This is a genomic window from Sphingomonas donggukensis (assembly GCF_023674425.1).
Taxonomy (GTDB): Bacteria; Pseudomonadota; Alphaproteobacteria; order Sphingomonadales; family Sphingomonadaceae; genus Sphingomonas; species Sphingomonas donggukensis.
Window position 1 is genome coordinate 1,058,806 of sequence record NZ_CP098401.1, and the last position, 16,125, is coordinate 1,074,930.

The 16,125-nt window shown below is 68.2% G+C and carries 17 protein-coding genes and 1 tRNA gene; 13 read left to right on the plus strand and 5 right to left on the minus strand.

The genetic code is table 11. From position 1 onward, the window contains the following. Positions 1–79: 79 nt before the first annotated feature. The 3 genes from rpmE to M9980_RS05160 all read left to right on the plus strand — a co-directional run bounded on the left by rpmE (position 80) and on the right by M9980_RS05160 (position 1,224). Complete coding sequence (rpmE, locus tag M9980_RS05150) at positions 80–310, plus strand: 50S ribosomal protein L31 (RefSeq protein ID WP_250754129.1); 231 nt, start codon at positions 80–82, stop codon at positions 308–310. A 77-nt stretch (positions 311–387) separates the two neighbouring features. Continuing rightward, positions 388–702 carry a PilZ domain-containing protein gene (locus M9980_RS05155; RefSeq protein ID WP_250754131.1) on the plus strand — a complete coding sequence of 105 codons (315 nt, stop codon included), beginning with the start codon at positions 388–390 and terminating at the stop codon, positions 700–702. A gap of 138 nt (positions 703–840) precedes the next feature. Further along, positions 841–1,224, plus strand: coding sequence for a hypothetical protein (locus M9980_RS05160; protein WP_250754134.1), 384 nt, complete (start codon positions 841–843; stop codon positions 1,222–1,224). 4 nt (positions 1,225–1,228) lie between these two features. Here M9980_RS05160 and M9980_RS05165 read toward each other — a convergent pair. Next, positions 1,229–1,318, minus strand: a tRNA-Ser gene (locus M9980_RS05165). 115 nt (positions 1,319–1,433) lie between these two features. On the opposite strand from M9980_RS05165, the gene M9980_RS05170 reads away from it, so the two are divergent. The 10 genes from M9980_RS05170 to mazG all read left to right on the plus strand — a co-directional run bounded on the left by M9980_RS05170 (position 1,434) and on the right by mazG (position 10,573). Further along, positions 1,434–2,462, plus strand: a complete 1,029-nt coding sequence (locus M9980_RS05170; protein ID WP_422921385.1) for a lytic murein transglycosylase — start codon at positions 1,434–1,436, stop codon at positions 2,460–2,462. Then, positions 2,446–3,264 (plus strand): SPOR domain-containing protein, encoded by an 819-nt coding sequence (locus tag M9980_RS05175; RefSeq protein WP_250754137.1) that lies wholly within the window; start codon positions 2,446–2,448, stop codon positions 3,262–3,264. The genes M9980_RS05170 and M9980_RS05175 overlap by 17 nt, the downstream gene beginning before the upstream one ends. 44 nt (positions 3,265–3,308) lie before the next feature. After that, entirely contained in the window at positions 3,309–4,487 is a 1,179-nt protein-coding gene (locus tag M9980_RS05180) for a D-alanyl-D-alanine carboxypeptidase family protein (protein ID WP_250754140.1), read from the plus strand. Further along, complete coding sequence (tmk, locus tag M9980_RS05185; RefSeq protein ID WP_250754142.1) at positions 4,484–5,110, plus strand: dTMP kinase; 627 nt, start codon at positions 4,484–4,486, stop codon at positions 5,108–5,110. The genes M9980_RS05180 and tmk overlap by 4 nt, the downstream gene beginning before the upstream one ends. Next, complete coding sequence (locus M9980_RS05190; RefSeq protein ID WP_250754145.1) at positions 5,107–6,060, plus strand: DNA polymerase III subunit delta'; 954 nt, start codon at positions 5,107–5,109, stop codon at positions 6,058–6,060. The genes tmk and M9980_RS05190 overlap by 4 nt, the downstream gene beginning before the upstream one ends. A gap of 18 nt (positions 6,061–6,078) precedes the next feature. Next, positions 6,079–7,611 (plus strand): methionine--tRNA ligase, encoded by a 1,533-nt coding sequence (gene metG, locus M9980_RS05195; protein ID WP_250754148.1) that lies wholly within the window; start codon positions 6,079–6,081, stop codon positions 7,609–7,611. After that, positions 7,608–8,387 carry a TatD family hydrolase gene (locus tag M9980_RS05200; RefSeq protein WP_250754151.1) on the plus strand — a complete coding sequence of 260 codons (780 nt, stop codon included), beginning with the start codon at positions 7,608–7,610 and terminating at the stop codon, positions 8,385–8,387. Before metG ends, M9980_RS05200 begins: the two co-directional genes overlap by 4 nt. Next, on the plus strand, positions 8,384–9,148 hold the full coding sequence (locus M9980_RS05205) for an MBL fold metallo-hydrolase (protein ID WP_250754154.1): 765 nt from the start codon (positions 8,384–8,386) through the stop codon (positions 9,146–9,148). Before M9980_RS05200 ends, M9980_RS05205 begins: the two co-directional genes overlap by 4 nt. Next, positions 9,145–9,753: a retropepsin-like aspartic protease family protein gene (locus M9980_RS05210; protein ID WP_250754157.1), complete on the plus strand. Its 609-nt coding sequence runs from the start codon at positions 9,145–9,147 to the stop codon at positions 9,751–9,753. The genes M9980_RS05205 and M9980_RS05210 overlap by 4 nt, the downstream gene beginning before the upstream one ends. 61 nt (positions 9,754–9,814) lie before the next feature. Next, the gene (gene mazG, locus M9980_RS05215; protein ID WP_250754160.1) at positions 9,815–10,573 is read left to right on the plus strand and encodes a nucleoside triphosphate pyrophosphohydrolase; all 759 of its coding nucleotides are present in this window, start codon (positions 9,815–9,817) and stop codon (positions 10,571–10,573) included. Here mazG and hflX read toward each other — a convergent pair. The 4 genes from hflX to M9980_RS05235 all read right to left on the minus strand — a co-directional run bounded on the left by hflX (position 10,560) and on the right by M9980_RS05235 (position 16,100). Next, a complete protein-coding gene (gene hflX / locus M9980_RS05220) occupies positions 10,560–11,858 on the minus strand; it encodes a GTPase HflX (protein ID WP_250754162.1) in 1,299 nt (432 codons plus the stop codon). The genes mazG and hflX overlap by 14 nt on opposite strands. 1 nt (position 11,859) lies before the next feature. Further along, entirely contained in the window at positions 11,860–12,348 is a 489-nt protein-coding gene (hfq, locus tag M9980_RS05225) for an RNA chaperone Hfq (protein WP_250754166.1), read from the minus strand. A gap of 129 nt (positions 12,349–12,477) precedes the next feature. Next, positions 12,478–13,854, minus strand: coding sequence for a nitrogen assimilation response regulator NtrX (gene ntrX / locus M9980_RS05230; RefSeq protein WP_250754169.1), 1,377 nt, complete (start codon positions 13,852–13,854; stop codon positions 12,478–12,480). Further along, complete coding sequence (locus M9980_RS05235) at positions 13,851–16,100, minus strand: sensor histidine kinase NtrY-like (RefSeq protein ID WP_250754172.1); 2,250 nt, start codon at positions 16,098–16,100, stop codon at positions 13,851–13,853. Before M9980_RS05235 ends, ntrX begins: the two co-directional genes overlap by 4 nt. Between the last annotated feature and the right edge of the window lie 25 nt (positions 16,101–16,125).

Consider the following 16,125-nt stretch of genomic DNA (forward strand, 5'->3'; position numbering starts at 1 on the left):
GTATTCCGGCGCGTCCCTGTGTAGGGGCGCGCTTCGTTTTGGCTGGTCGGAACCAGCCGCCATTTCCGGAGTGATTGCCATGAAGACCGATACGCATCCCGACTATCACATGATCAAGGTCCAGATGACCGACGGGACCGTGTTCGAGACGCGTTCGACCTGGGGCAAGGAGGGCGACCTGATGACGCTCGACATCGATCCGCTGGCGCACCCGGCGTGGACCGGCGGTCGCGGCCAGATGCTCGACAGCGGCGGCCAGGTGGCACGCTTCAACAAGCGTTTCGGCGGCCTGACGCTCGGCAAGAAGTAAGCCGGTCGCGGGGTTGGGATAACGCGGCGTTAACCGACGTCGCGTACCCCGGGCGGATGTTGACCTCCGCCGAACCCGTGTTGTTCACATCCGAATACGAGCCGGCCGAGAGCCTCGGTCGGCGACGGGTGCCCCGCGCACCCGTGTCGCTCGACGCGCGCGTCGGGCGGGGCGGACTCGACCGCGCGCTGTGCAAGGTCACCGACCTGTCAATCCACGGCGCCCGGCTGCAGACCTATTCGGCGATGAAGAAGGGCAGCATGATCTGGCTGACCCTGCCGGGCATCGGCCCCGTCGCGGCCACCGTGCGCTGGTCCGACGATTTCGAGGCGGGCTGCGAGTTCCGCCACCCGCTTGATCCCTTGGCGTTCGCCGAACTCGTCGCTGGCTGAGGCCGCTTCGACGCGGCTGAAAAAATCCTCGCGCGCACGGGGATTGCAACGCCTGCGCAATTGTTACAGCTTCGCCGCCATCGATCGCGCTTGGGGGAGCAGCGTGTGCCGGGGATTTCGCTTGCGAGTGTGATGGTGATGGGCGCGCTTGCCGGGCCCGCCGCGGGGCCGGCTGCGATCGCGGTCCGGCCGACGATCGCGCTGTCCGTACCGGTGGCTGTCGGGCGCACCCCGCTGCCGATCACGCGATTCGCCGCACCGCTCGTCTATTCGGTGCCGCGTCCCGTCGCCGCAGTCGTCCTGACGACCCGCGACCGGTTGCCCGTGACGCAGCGCATCGGGGCGAATCCGGTGCTGCACGATCCACTCCAGTTCGCGAGCGTTCGCGCGCTGCGCTTCGACCGGGGCCGCTACCGCGCGTCGCCGCTCGATGCGAAGCTCGAATTCCGGATGACGGGCGCCGCGACCAGTCTCGACCTTGCCGGCGGCGTCCCGCGGATCGTCCGCAAGGCGCTTCACTGACCCTTGGCGGAGAGAGTGGGATTCGAACCCACGGTGAGCTTCCACCCACGGCGGTTTTCAAGACCGCTGCCTTAAACCACTCGGCCATCTCTCCGCTGGTGGCGCCCGCTTAGAGCGGACGCGCTCATTTGTGCAAGTGGCGGGACGACAGGGGTTCCATGCGCCCCGCCGCCTGTGGCATCACGGGCGGGTAGCAGGGGTGTGTGCGTATGCGGTGGCGGTTCTGGAGAGCGGGCGTTCTGGTCGGGGCGCTGGCGATGACGACATCGTCGGCATGCGCGCAAGACGACGCCGGGTTCCAGGCGTTCCTGCAGTCGATCCGTGGACGCGCGCTTAGCGAGGGCGTGCGACCCGGCACCTTCGATGCGGTGGCGCCGACGCTGACCTACAATCCGCGCGTCGTCGAGCTCGACCGGCAGCAGCCCGAGGCGTCGCCGACCGCGGCGATCCCGAACTTCGCACCGTACAAGGCCCAGCACGTCGATGCCGCCCGCATCGCGCGGGGCCGCGCCGCCTATGCACGGACGCGCGCGCGCCTCGCCCGGATCGAGGCGGAGACCGGCGTGCCCGAGGAGATCATGGTCGCGATCTGGGGGCATGAGACGAACTACGGCGCCTATACCGGCAATTTCGACCTGCCGCGCAGCTTGGCGAGCCTAGCCTATGAAGGGCGCCGCCGCGCGCTGTTCACCGACGAATTCATCGCCACGCTGAAGATGATCGACCGCGGCGTCCCACGCGACCGGTTGAAGGGCAGCTGGGCGGGCGCCTTCGGCTATCCGCAGTTCCTGCCGTCGGTGTATCTCCGGCTGGCGCGCGATGGCGACGGCGATGGTCGCGCGGATATCTGGTCGAACGAAACCGACACGCTGGCGTCGATCGCCAATTATTTCGTCAACGCCGGCTGGCGCGCGGGCCAGCCGTGGGGATTCGCGGTGACGTTGCCCGCCCGGTTCGACCGCAGCGATCTGAAGGCGCGCACCACCAGCCCGCGCTGCCCGCGCGTGCATGATCGCCACAGCCGCTGGCGGACGATGGCCGAATGGCGCGCCCGCGGCGTCGTGCCGCAGGGGAGGGGGTGGCCGGGCGATTCTGTGCTGGCCTCGCTGATCGAGCCCGACGGTCCCGGGCGCACGGCCTATCTGCTCACCGGCAATTACCGGGTGATCCTCGATTACAATTGCTCGAACTTCTACGCGCTTTCGGTGGGATTGCTGGCCGATGAAATCGCACGCTAGCCTGGCCCTGCTCGCGCTGTGGGCGACGGCGGCTGCCGCGCAGGAGCCGCCGGCGGGTGAGGGGCCGCGCGGTTCGTCGCAGGTGACGGCGGGCGAGGTGCGCTATGACGTGGTCGGTTATGCCGGCGTCGGCGACGTACCAGGGTTCGCCGCGGTCACCGATGCAGCGGACGCAGGCGGTTACGCCGAGGTGACCGCGCTCGACAGCGGGCGCACGATACTGGTCGCGGTAGTCGCGGGCAGCCCCGGAACCGGCGCGATCGTCGTGCTGTCGCCGGCGGCGCGTGCGACGCTGGGCGTGACCAGCGAACGGGTGCCGGTACGCGTCCGCCGCGTCGTGCCGTCCCCGCAGGATAGCGTGCAGCTCCGCAACCTCCAGCCGGCGAGCGCCCGGTCGAACGCGCCCGAGGTGCTGCTGGTGCCGCTTCGCCGCAAGCTGGCTGCGCAGACTGCGGTCGCTCTGCCGCCTGCACCACCCGTCAAGTCGCAGGCGCCGGCGCCGCGGCAGGCGGCGCTCAAGCCGGCGCCGATCCCCGCGCCCAAGCCAAAGCCCGCGCCCGTCGTCGTGGCTCCGGCAAAATCGGTTTCTGGGGCCCATGTCGTCCAAGTCGCGGCTCTATCGAACGCCGCCCGCGCGCAGGCACTCGCGCGTCAGCTGGGCGGCACCGTCATTCCCGCGGGCGCGCTGTTCCGCGTCCAGATCGGCCCCTTCGCCGATGTCGCGAGTGCCGACCGCGCCCGTGCCCGCGCGGTCGCCGCCGGATATCCGGACTCGCGCCGCCAGCGGGTGGCGGGACACTGAATATCCCCTCGACTTTCGTTTCGTTTCAGCGTTTGGACCCCAGCATGACCAAGACCCTCATCCTACCCGTCGCGCTCGCCGCCGCCCTTGCCGCCACAGTCCCGGGCGTCGCCCAGACCCCGCCGTTCCAGACCGCGGCGCCCGTCGCCTATCTGGAGGATCTGTCGACCGGCGCGGTGCTGTACGCGAAGGACGCCGACCGCCGCATGCCGCCGGCATCGATGGCGAAGATGATGACCGCCTATGTCGCATTCGACCTCATCAAGAAGGGCGATCTGAAGCTCGACCAGATGGTCACGGTGCGGCCTGAGACGTGGAAGAAATGGCACGGCCCCGCCGCCGGATCGACGATGTTCCTGTCCGCCGGCGAGCAGGTGAGCGTCGAGAACCTGATCTACGGCATCGTCGTGCTGTCGGGGAACGATGCCTGCGTGGTGCTCGCCGAACAGATCGCGGGGACCGAGGAAGCGTTCGTCAACCTGATGAACCAGAAGGCGAAGGAACTGGGCCTCACCAACAGCCACTTCGGCACGTCGAACGGCTGGCCGGACGGCGGCGTGACCTATGTCACCGCGCGCGACCTGGCGCATCTGGCCGACGCGACCATCAAGCAGCACCCGGAGCTGTACAAGAAGTTCTATTCGCGCCGCGACTTCACCTGGGGGAAGACGCTCGGTTCGGGCAGCGACATCACCCAGGCCAACCGCGACCCGCTGCTGGGCCGCGTGGCCGGGGCGGACGGGTTGAAGACCGGGCACACCGACGAAGCTGGCTACGGCTTCACCGGGTCGGCTGAACAGAACGGCCGCCGCTTGGTCATGGTCGTCGCCGGGCTGAACACCTTCAACCAGCGGATCGAGGAATCGGTCCGCTTCATGGACTGGGGCTTCCGCGCGTGGAAGGCCAAGCCGATCGTCGCCAAGGGCAAGCGCGTGGGCACCGCCGACGTGCAGCTGGGCGACGCGCGCGAGGTCGGCCTGGTCGCGCCGAACGCTCTGTCGATCACCATCCCCGCCGGCACCGACCCCAAGATGACCGCCCGGCTGGTCTATGACGGCCCCGTCAAGGCGCCGATCAAGGCCGGCCAGCATATCGCCGACCTGGTCGTGACGACCGAGGGCGGCAGCCCGCAGACGCTGCCGCTGGTCGCCGAGGCCGATGTTGCGGAGGCCGGCTTCTTCGGTCGCGCCTGGGCGGGTCTGATGGCGCTGTTCGGCGCGTGACGCCGGGCCGCTTCATTTCGCTGGAAGGCGGGGAAGGGGCAGGCAAGTCCACGCAGGTGACCCGGCTGGCCGAGGCGCTGGCCGCGCGCGGTATCGAGGTCGTGACGACGCGCGAGCCCGGCGGCAGTGAGGGGGCGGAGGCGATCCGCGACCTGCTGATGACCGGGGCGGTGACGCGGTGGAGCTCGCACGCCGAGGCGCTGCTGTTCGCCGCCGCGCGTGCCGATCACGTCGAAAAGCGCATCCGACCGGCGATCGAGGTTGGCACCTGGGTGATCTGCGACCGCTTCGTCGATTCGACGCGGGCCTATCAGGGCGCGCAGGGAATCAACGACGCCGCGATCCTGGCGCTGCACGGCTTCGGATCGAAGGGGCTGCTGCCCGACCGGACTCTGGTGCTCGAGATCGGTCCTGACGAGGGCAACGCCCGCGCCAATGCCCGCGACGACGGCGCCCGGGACCGGTTCGCCCAGCGCGGCCCAGATTTCCATGCCGAAGTCGCCGCCGCCTTCCGCACCATCGCAGAGCGCGAACCCGACCGCGTCCGGCGCATCGACGCCGGTGCCGGCCCGGACGTCGTAACCGAGCGGCTGATGGCGGAGATCGCCGACCTGCTGCCATGACGTCGCTGATCGGCAACGAGGCCCCACAGGCTGCCTTCGCCGCCGCCCTGTCAGGCGGGGCGCTGCATCACGCCTGGCTGATCGCGGGGCCGGAGGGTGTCGGCAAGGCGCAGTTCGCCAAGGACGCCGCCGCGCGTATCCTCGCCCGCGGGGCAGGGGAGAGCGAACGCACCGCGGCGATGCTGGCGGCGGGATCGCACCCCGACTACCGCCTGCTGCGCCGCGTGCCCAAGGATGCCGACAAGCCCGAGGGCGAGTTGGCGCGTTCGATCAAGATCGACGCGATCCGCGGGCTGCAGGCGATGTTCGCGACCAAGCCGTCGATGTCCGACGCGCGCGTGGTGATTATTGACGCGATCGACGACGTCGAGCGTCCCGGCGCGTCGAACGCCCTGCTGAAGAACCTCGAGGAGCCGCCCGCGGGCACTATCTTCCTGCTCGTCAGCCACGCGCCCGGGCGGCTGCTGCCGACGATCCGGTCGCGGTGCCGGCTGCTGCGGTTCGACCCGCTGTCGGATCATGAGGTTGCCGGCGTGCTTCGCGACCAATTGCCGCAGGCAAGTGCGGCAGAAGTCGCTGCGCTGGTGCGGGCGGGTGCGGGATCGCCGGGGCGGGCGCTGAGGTTCGCCGGACTCGACCTTGCCGCGATCGAAGGCGACCTGGCGGCGATCGCGACCGATGGCGACCCCACCAACCGTCTGCGCGTCCGCCTCTCGAAGGCGCTCGGCCTGAAGGCGGCGCAGGCGCGCTACGAGGCATTCCTGGAACGCGTGCCCGCCTTCATCGCCGAGCGGGCGCAGGTGATGACCGGACCGGCGCTCCGCGACGCGCTCGATGCCTATGCCGCCGCGACCGATCTTGCTCGCGTCTCGATCGCGCAATCGCTCGATGCCGGGACGACCGCGTTCGAGATGGGCAGCCTCGTCGCGCGACTGGCGCGGTCGCGCTGACTTCGGTAGGGCCGGGGCATGTCAGACCCCTATTACATCACCACCGCAATTCATTATCCCAACGGCCGCCCGCACATCGGCCACGCCTATGAGATGATCGCCGCCGACGCGATCGCGCGGTTCCAGCGGCAGGCGGGCCGTGACGTCCGTTTCCAGACCGGCACCGACGAACATGGCCTGAAAATGGTCAAGACGGCGCGAGAGCGCGATGTGGAGGTGCGCGCGCTGGCCGACGAAATGTCGGGGTATTTCGCGGAGATGGCGACGCTCCTGAATATCTCGTGCGATCGCTTCATCCGCACGGTCGAGGCCGACCATTATGCCGCCAGCCAGGCGCTCTGGCAGGCGATTGCCGATGCCGGCGACCTGTACCTCGACCGATACGAGGGCTGGTATTCGGTTCGCGACGAAGCGTTCTACGAAGAGAAGGAACTGGTCGCGGGCGCGGACGGCGAGAAGCTGTCGCCGCAGGGGACGCCGGTCGAATGGACCGCGGAGGAAACCTGGTTCTTCCGCCTGTCGAAATATCAGGAACCGCTGCTCGCGCTCTACCGCGATCATCCCGAGTTCATCCAGCCCGACAGCCGCCGCAACGAAATCCTGCGCTTCGTCGAGGGCGGCCTGACCGACCTCAGCGTATCGCGCACCAGCTTCGACTGGGGCGTGCCGGTGCCCGGCAGTCCGGGGCATGTGATGTACGTTTGGGTCGATGCGCTTACCAACTACATCACCGGTGCCGGATACCCGAACGATAATGATGCTTTTTCAAAATGGTGGCCGGCAGACCTGCATCTGATCGGCAAGGATATCGTGCGGTTCCATGCGGTGTACTGGCCTGCGTTCCTGATGTCGGCGAAGCTGCCGCTGCCGAAACAGGTGTTCGGCCACGGCTTCCTGCTCAACCGCGGCGAGAAGATGTCGAAATCGGTCGGCAACGTCGTCGATCCGATCGAGCTCGCCAGCCTCTACGGCGTCGATGCGCTGCGCTATTTCCTACTGCGCGACGTGAGCTTCGGCCAGGACGGCACGTTCAGCGACGAGGCGATCGTCACCCGCGCCAACGCCGACCTGTCGAACAGCTTCGGCAATTTGGCGCAGCGCACGCTCGCCTTCATCGCCAAGAATCTGGGCGGTGTCATTCCCGATGCCGGACGCGGGGAGGGGGCCGACGCGGCGCTGCTCGCCGAGGTGTCAGGAGCCGCCACCGACTTCGTGAGCCACTTCGGCGACCTCGCGATCGGCCAGGCGATCGAGGCGTGGATGCGCGGGGTCTTCGCCTGCAACGCCTATATCGACGTGCAGGCGCCCTGGGCGCTGCGCAAGACCGACCCGGAGCGGATGAACGCCGTGCTCGCAACGCTGGTCCGCGCGATCCGCGATCTCGCCATCGTCATCCGCCCGGTGGTGCCGACGGCGAGCGATACGATCCTCGATTTCCTGGGGGCACAGGCGCGCGATCACGCCGCGCTGGCCGACGCCTGGAGCGCCGTCGGCGTGACGATCGCGCCACCGTCGCCGGTATTCCCGCGGCTGGAACTGGCCACCGCATGAGGCTCGCCGACAGCCACTGCCATCTGAATTACAAGGGTTTGGCCGAGGACCAGCCCGCCGTTCTGGCGCGCGCGCGGGAGAGTGGGGTCGTCGCCATGCTCAACATCGCAACACGCGAGCGGGAGTGGGACGACGTGCTCGCCACCGCCGAAACCCAGCCCGACGTCTGGGCGACCGTCGGCATCCACCCGCACGAAGCCGACGAGCATCCCCATATCGACACCGCCAAGCTGGTCGAGCGCGCCGCGCACCCGCGCGTGGTCGGCATCGGCGAGAGCGGACTCGACTATTATTACGACCACAGCGACCGCGCCCGCCAGCAAGCGAGCTTTCGCGCGCATCTGGCGGCCTGTCGCGAAACCGGCCTGCCGATCGTCGTCCACACCCGCGATGCCGAGGAAGACACGCTGGCGATCCTGAAGGACGAGTTGGGGAAGGGGGCCTATCCCGGTGTCATCCACTGTTTCACTGCCAGCGGCGCCTTCGCCGATGCCGCGCTCGACATGGGCTTCTACATCTCGATCTCGGGTATCGTGACGTTCAAGAACGCCCGCGACTTGCAGGAGACTGCGGCGCGCCTGCCGATCGAGCGGTTGCTGATCGAAACCGACGCACCGTTCCTCGCCCCCGTCCCGCATCGTGGCAAGCCGGGCGAGCCCGCTTATGTCGCCGACACCTGCCGGTTCCTCGCAAAGCTGCGCGATGAGGATGCCGATATGCTGGCCGACCGCACCCGCGAGAATTTCCACACGCTGTTCGCGAAGACGCGCGCGTGAAACTGCGCATCCTCGGGTGCGGGACGTCATCGGGCGTGCCGCGGATCGGGGGCGACTGGGGCGCGTGCGATCCGACCGAGCCGCGCAACCGGCGCACCCGCGTCTCGGTCCTCGTCGAAACCGCGACGACCCGCATCCTGGTCGACACCGGTCCCGATCTGCGCGAGCAACTCCTGCGCGCCGAAGTGGCCGACGTGGATGCCGTCATCTGGACCCACGACCACGCCGATCACTGCCACGGCATCGACGACCTGCGCCAAATCTACCACGCCCGGCGTTCGCCCGTCGTCGGCTACGCCCGCGCGGCCACGCTGGAGGCGCTGAGGACGCGGTTCGACTATGCTTTTACCGGCAACGGCGGCTATCCGCCGACGGTCGATGGCGCGGTTCTGCCCGACTGCCTGACCGTCGGCGACATTCGAATCCGCGTCGTCGATCAGCCGCACGGATCGATCACCTCCGCAGGGCTGCGCTTCGATCAGGGCGGCAAGTCGCTTGTCTATGCCACGGATTTCAATATCTTGAGCGATGAGATGCAAAGCCTGTACGAGGATGTCGACGTGCTGGTCATCGACGCGCTGCGCCGGGCGCCGCATCCGACGCACCCGACGCTCGATCAGGCGGTGGCCTGGGCGCAGGCGTTACGCGCCGGGCGCACGCTGCTGACCCACATGGACCAGTCGATGGACTATGGTGCGCTTGCGGCGACGCTACCGGACGGCATCGCGCCCGGCTACGACGGACAGGAGGTTGTGGTTTGACCGACGATACCGCGCAATTGCTGTGGACGCTGGGTGCGCTGGTGCTGGTGGGATCCGCGCTCGTCGCGCGGCGTCCATCGGTCGGGGACGTGTTGCGATCGTTGCTCGGCTGGGCGGCGGTTGCGGCGGTGGCTTTCCTCGTCATCTCGAACCGGGAGCGGATCGCACCGGTGATGGCGGCGCTTGGCGATCGCATCGGCCTTGGATCGCAATCCGTCGTCGGCGACACCGTCCGCATCGCGATGAGCGAGGATGGCCATTTCTGGGCGCGGGTCGATCTGAACGGCCACAGCGAGCGGATGCTGATCGACAGCGGCGCAACGCTGACGGCGGTATCGCCGGCGACGGCGAAAGCCGCCGGCATCGAGGTGAGCGACAGCGGATTTCCGGTCATGCTCAACACGGCCAACGGATCGATCACCGCACAGCGGGCGTCGGTCGGGCGTGTAACGCTGGGGTCGCTCGACACGCACGATCTTGGCGTCGTCGTCTCGCCGGCGTTCGGCGACACCAATGTGCTGGGCATGAATTTCCTGTCGCGCCTGGGATCGTGGCGGGTAGAGGGGAAGACGCTGATCCTAGAGCCAAAGCGGACGCGGGCATGACCACTATTTACATAATGTGTATTATCGGTCTTGAAGATCGTGCGTTTGGGGCACCCCTGTCATGATGGATCGGCTCGTCGCGATTATGGCGCGGCTACGCGATCCGGACACGGGCTGCGAATGGGACACGGTCCAGACGTTCGAGAGCATCGCCCCGTACACGATCGAGGAAGCCTATGAGGTCGCCGACGCCTGTGCGCGCGGCGACCTGGCGGATCTGAAGGACGAACTCGGCGACTTGCTGCTCCAGGTGATCTTTCACAGCCGCATGGCCGAGGAAGCCGGTGCGTTCGCGCTGCCCGACGTCGTGGAGGCGATCAGCGACAAGATGGAGCGCCGCCACCCGCACATCTTCGGTGACGTCGCCGATGGTGGCCATCACCTGTGGGAAACCGTCAAGGCCGCCGAGCGGGCCGAAAAGTCCGACAAAAGCGCACTGGCCGGCGTCGCGCTCGGTCTGCCCGCACTGCTGCGCGCGGAGAAGTTGCAAAATCGCGCCGCGCGCACCGGCTTCGACTGGCCCGACGCCGCCGGCGCCCGTGCGAAGATCGACGAGGAACTGGCCGAAGTCGACGCTGCCGCGACAGACGCGCACCGCGCGGAGGAAATCGGCGACTTGCTGTTCTCGGTGGTCAACTGGGCGCGCAAGCTGGATGTCGATCCCGAAGCGGCGCTGCGCGGCGCGAACGAGAAATTCGAACGTCGTTTCAGGACGATGGAGGATGTTGCCGGCGCCGCGTTCGAGGGTTTGCCGCTGGAGGCCAAGGAAGCCTTGTGGCTCCGGGCCAAGCGCGCCGCGACCGACCCTAGCGCGTCATGAACCGCTCGTAATCGCGCGGCGCCATCCGCACGTCGATGACGATCGCTTCCGCATCGCTCTCCTGCGACAGCACCTCGCCATGCGCGTGCAGCCACGCTGCCGCGGCGCCGTCGCCCGCGTCGAGCGTGATCGCGTAGCGTCGGTGCTCGGCGGTAAGCCGTGCGGCGACGGCCTGCATCAGCGCGTCGACCCCTTCCCCGCTCAGCGCGGAGAGCGCCACCACATCGTCGCGGCGCTCGGCCTCGACCAACAGGTCCTCGCGCGCATCGCCGATCAGCAGGTCGAGCTTGTTCCAAGCCTCGATCCGCGGCGTCGACTCGGCGACGCCGATGTCGGCCAGCACGCCCTCGACATCGGCGCGCTGGGCGGCGCTGTCGGGGTGAGCGACGTCGCGGACGTGGACGAGCAGGTCCGCCGACACCACTTCTTCCAGCGTCGCCTTGAACGCGGCCACGAGCTGCGTCGGCAATTCGGACACGAACCCCACCGTGTCCGACAGGATCGCTTTGTCGATGCCGGGCAGGCCGATCTGCCGCAACGTCGGGTCAAGCGTCGCGAACAAGAGGTTTTCCGCCATGACGTCACTTCCCGTCAGGCGATTGAAAAGCGTGGACTTTCCGGCGTTGGTATAGCCAACCAAGGCGATCACCGGCCAAGGCGCGCGCTGGCGCCGGTCGCGGTGGAGGCCCCGCGTGCGGCTGACCTGTTCCAGCTCGCGCCGCAGCCGGGCCATGCGATCGCGGATCAGCCGGCGGTCGGCCTCGATCTGGGTCTCGCCCGGGCCGCCCAAAAATCCGAAGCCGCCGCGCTGGCGCTCGAGATGGGTCCAGCTGCGCACCAGTCGCCCGGCCTGATAGTCGAGGTGGGCGAGTTCGACCTGCAGCCGCCCCTCCGCCGTTCGCGCGCGCTCGCCGAAGATTTCGAGGATCAGCCCGGTGCGATCGATCACCTTGCAACCGAGCCGCGTTTCCAGATTGCGCTGCTGCACCGGCGTCAGGCTGGCGTCGAACACGGCCAGGCCGATACCGTCGTCGCGCACGATTGCGGCCAGTGCCTCGACCTGCCCGCTGCCGATCAGCGTCGCGGGCTTCGGCGCACGCACGCGGTAGGCGATCCTGTGGCGTACCTCGACCCCGATCGCGAGCGCCAGGCCGGCGGTTTCCTCAAGGCGCGCATCGCTGTCGCGAGCCGAGCCACCCTGGTCGGGCAGCACGACGATCGCCCGCGCGCCGCGTGCGAAATCCTCGACGTCGCGGTCGAAGCCGCCGGATACGGGCGTCGTCACCTCACTCGTCGCCTAGCGCCTGTTCCTCGGCAAGGTTCAGCGGATTGGCCGGCTGCACCGTAGACACAGCATGTTTGTACACCAGCTGCGACATGCCCTCGCGCTGGAGCAGCATGCAGAACAGATCGAAAGCGGCGATCCCGCCCTGCAACATCACGCCATTGACCAGGAACATCGTCACCGTTTCATCCTGCCGACGCACGGCGCTCAGGAATATTTCCTGCAATCCGGGGGACTTGCTGGGATGCTCTCCGATCGCATCGACGATCCCCTCAACGTCGAGCGGGCCCGACGGCATGATCGTGGAAATGGCGTGCTTGTAGATCAGCTGCGACTGGCCGTCCCGGCGCAGCAGGACCGAAAAATTGTCGAACCAGGTGACGATCCCCTGGAGCTTCACGCCCTTCACGAGGAACATCGTCACCGGCGTCTTGGATTTGCGCAGCGCATTCAGGAACAGATCCTGGAGCGAAGTCTGCTTGTCGGCCATTCGGGCGATCCTTTTGCTCTTGGCGGGGTTTGCCCCGCTGTGCGCCGCTCAGGCGGCGTCGATACGCACGCCACCACGGCCCGCGCGCCGCCAATCTAGGGACGCGGGCGGGTGACGTCCAGAACCGCGTCAGTCCTCCCGCGTCTCGGTAATCCCCAGCAGCTTCAGTTTCCGGTGCAGCGCGGAGCGTTCCATGCCTATGAAGCTCGCCGTGCGACTGATGTTGCCCGAAAACCGCCGGATCTGGACGCGGAGGTACTCGCGCTCGAAGCTCTCGCGCGCCTCGCGCAGCGGTGCACCCATGATCGCGGTGGCGCCCCGCCCTTCCCCGTCCCCGGTCGCCCCCAACACTTCGGGCGGCAGCAGGTCGATGTCGATGCGTCCGATGCGGTTGCCCGGCGCCAGGATGACCGTCCGCTCGACGATGTTGCGCAACTGGCGGACATTTCCCGGCCATTCGTAGCTTTGCAGCGCAACCATCGCATCGGGCGCGATTTCCGGCGTCGGCACGCGGCGTTCGGAGGCGTAATGCGCGACGAAATGCTCGACGAGCGCCGGAATATCCTCGCGCCGGTCGGTCAGCGGCGGGATGGCCACCGGAACGACGTTCAGCCGGTAGTAGAGGTCTTCGCGGAACCGGCCCTCGGCGATTTCCTCGTGCAGGTCGCGGGCGGTGGCAGAGACGACGCGCACGTCGACCTTTACCACGCGCTGTCCGCCGACCCGCGTAAAGCTTTGATCCGTAAGCACGCGCAGGATGCGCGCCTGGGTCGCTATCGGCATGTCGGCGATCTCGTCGAGGAACAGCGTGCCGCCATGCGCCTGTTCGAGCAGTCCGGAGCGGACGAGCCCGCCCCCTTCCTCGACCCCGAACAATTCCTCCTCGACGCGTTCGGGCGTCATCCGCGCCGCGCTGACGATCACGAACGGCGCCTGCGCACGCCCGCTCCAGCCGTGGAGCAACCGCGCCGCGACTTCCTTGCCGGCGCCGTTGCCGCCGGTGATGAGCACGCGACTTCCGGTCGAGGCGACCCGCTTCAGCGTGGCGCGGACGATGTTGATCGCCGCCGAATTGCCGGTCAGATCGTCCTCTCGTCCGACCGTCGCGCGCAGCGACGCGATCTCGCGCTTCAGCCGCTCGGTCTCGGTCGCGCGCTCGACCAACAGCAGCAGCCGCTCGGCCTCGAACGGCTTTTCGATGAAGTCGGACGCCCCACGACGGATCGCGGCGACCGCGGTGTCGAGGTTGCCGTGGCCGGAGATCACCAGCACCGGGATCGACGGGTCGCGCTTCTTGATCTCGTCGAGCAGGTCGAGCCCGTCGAGCCGCGAACCCTGCAGCCACACGTCGAGCAGGACGAGGCTCGGGCGCCGCGCGGCGATCGCCTCCAGCGCGGCATCGCTGTCGGCGGCGGAGCGCGTTTCATAGCCCTCGTCCTCCAGGACGCCCGCGACCAGCTCGCGGATGTCGTATTCGTCGTCGACGACGAGGATATCGATGCTCATGGCGTTGTCCGTGTACGAGTAAGCATGGCAGGACTGGGATCGGCGGCATCGTCCGGCGCGTCGCGATCGACCAGGGTCGCGAGCGTACCGGCATCGAACGCCAGCGTCACCACCGTGCCCCCGCCGGGGCGATCGACGAACAGCATCGATCCGAAATGCTCCTCGACGATCTTCTTGACGATGGCGAGGCCGAGCCCCGTGCCGCGGCTGCGCGTGGTCATATAGGGTTCGACGATGCGGTCGCGCTCGACGGGCAGGCCGATGCCATTGTCGGCGATCTGGACGCCGACGCTGCGCCCGTTGTCGCCGGTCAGCGCGACCGTAATCTCGCCGACCGGAACGGCGTCGCCGGTGCGCGCCTCGATCGCCTCGACCGCGTTCTTGACGAGGTTGGTCAGCGCCTGGCCGATCTGGCGGCGGTCGCACACCAGATTGGGCGGCGGATCCTGGAAGATGAGCGCGAAGCGGATCGCTGGGTGGGCGACTTCGTGCAGGAACACCGCCTGCCGGGCGAGATCGACCAGCGATTCCTCACGAAACACCGGTTTCGGCATCCGCGCGAACGACGAGAATTCGTCGACCATCCGGCGCAGGTCGCCAACCTGACGGACGATCGTGTCGGTCAGCCGCCCGAACGTCGTGTCACCCTCGGGCGCGAGCTTGCCATAGCGGCGCTGCAGGCGTTCGGCGGCGAGCTGGATCGGGGTCAGCGGGTTCTTGATCTCGTGCGCGATGCGGCGCGCGACGTCGGACCACGCGGCGCGACGCTGGTCGAGCAGCTGCTGGGTAATGTCGTCGAAGGTCAGGACGTGGCCGTCCTCGTCGCGCGTGATCTTCACCGCCAGCGTCCGCGCCTCGCCGCTGGCGTTGATCTGGACGACGCCCTCGCGCGCGCCGCTCGCCAGCAGCGCCTCGAGATCGGGAGCGACATCGGCGAGCGATCGACCGACCAGTGCGTCGCCCGGCGCGATCAGCGCCAGCGCCGAGCTGTTGACCAGCCGCACCTCGCGCCCTCCGCCGACCGCGATGACGCCCGCGGTGACGCCCGACAGCACCGCCTCGATCAGCGCACGGCGGCTTTCGAGCTGGGCGTTGGCACTCACCAGCGCATCGGTCTGCTTCTGCAACCGCGCGGTCATGCCGTTGAAGGCGAGGCCCAGCGCGCCGATCTCATCCGGATCAGGGCGGATGGCGACGCGCGTGGTCAGGTCGCCGCCTGCAATCTTGTCGGCGGCGGTGACGAGTTGATCGACCGGGCGCACCAGCCGGTCGGCGACGCCGAGCGCGATCCAGGTGGCAAGGCCGACGATCAGCAGCGCGACGCCGAACAGGATCGCGTTGAACTGCATCTGCACCGATCGGGTGCGCCGTTGGAGCGCCTCGTAATCCAGCAGCAGCTTGTCCGCGGCCAGGCTCTGGCGGTTGAGGAAATCGACCTCGTTCGGGGTCGCGACGTACAGGAACACGTTCTTCGACCGGTCGACCGGGGTCACCACCCACAACTGGCGCTGATCGAAATTGGTGTAGCTGTCGCGGTCGGTCAGCAGGTTCAGCACCTGGCCCGACACCCGCTGCGCGAAAATCTTCGGATCGGGCGGTTCGTAGAAGTCGATCGCCTCGACCTTGCCGGCGGGCGACACGCGGAACAGCACCGACTGGTACAGGTTGCGGTAGAAGGTCTGGCGCAGGAAGAATTCGTGGAATTCCTGCGACCGCCCGCCCGCCTCGGTATAGCGGGCGCGGATATCGCCCGCCATCGACACTGCCTCGCCGGTCCAGCGCTGCACCACGACGGCCTGTCCCTGTTTCGCAAGCGCGATGGTCGAGGCGAAGGCATCGCGCGCGCGCTCGGAGCCCCACAGCTGCACGCCCGACTGGAACATGATCGACGCGGCGACCACGGTCAGCACGATCGGGATGCTCGCCATCAGCGAGAAGACCGCGACTAGGCGGACGTGGAGGCGCCCCCCGCCCGCCAGCGACGCGCGCGATGCCCGGGCGATGGCGATGCGCCGCCCGATCAGCGACACCAGCGCGACCGCGGGGATCAGGTTCGCGGTCAGCAGCATGGCGACCAGCGGCGGGCTGATGAGGCGCCCGTTCGCGCTTGCGCTCGCCAGCACGCGCCAGCTTGCAAATGCGACGATCACGGCGATGACGATGACGGCAAGTTCGACCGCCGGCGTCACCGCGAAGCGCCGCGGCGGCACCTTAGGGTCGACAATCGGCACAGCGGCAACAGTCATCGTGGCCGGCCTACACGCTCACTGT

Coding starts and splice junctions, on each gene's coding strand:
- rpmE (WP_250754129.1), top strand. CDS start 80: ATGAAGACCGATACGCATCCCGACTATCACATGATCAAGGTCCAGATG.
- M9980_RS05160 (WP_250754134.1), top strand. CDS start 841: ATGGGCGCGCTTGCCGGGCCCGCCGCGGGGCCGGCTGCGATCGCGGTC.
- M9980_RS05170 (WP_422921385.1), top strand. CDS start 1,434: ATGCGGTGGCGGTTCTGGAGAGCGGGCGTTCTGGTCGGGGCGCTGGCG.
- M9980_RS05175 (WP_250754137.1), top strand. CDS start 2,446: ATGAAATCGCACGCTAGCCTGGCCCTGCTCGCGCTGTGGGCGACGGCG.
- M9980_RS05180 (WP_250754140.1), top strand. CDS start 3,309: ATGACCAAGACCCTCATCCTACCCGTCGCGCTCGCCGCCGCCCTTGCC.
- M9980_RS05190 (WP_250754145.1), top strand. CDS start 5,107: ATGACGTCGCTGATCGGCAACGAGGCCCCACAGGCTGCCTTCGCCGCC.
- metG (WP_250754148.1), top strand. CDS start 6,079: ATGTCAGACCCCTATTACATCACCACCGCAATTCATTATCCCAACGGC.
- M9980_RS05200 (WP_250754151.1), top strand. CDS start 7,608: ATGAGGCTCGCCGACAGCCACTGCCATCTGAATTACAAGGGTTTGGCC.
- mazG (WP_250754160.1), top strand. CDS start 9,815: ATGATGGATCGGCTCGTCGCGATTATGGCGCGGCTACGCGATCCGGAC.
- hfq (WP_250754166.1), bottom strand. CDS start 12,348: ATGGCCGACAAGCAGACTTCGCTCCAGGATCTGTTCCTGAATGCGCTG.
- ntrX (WP_250754169.1), bottom strand. CDS start 13,854: ATGAGCATCGATATCCTCGTCGTCGACGACGAATACGACATCCGCGAG.
- M9980_RS05235 (WP_250754172.1), bottom strand. CDS start 16,100: ATGACTGTTGCCGCTGTGCCGATTGTCGACCCTAAGGTGCCGCCGCGG.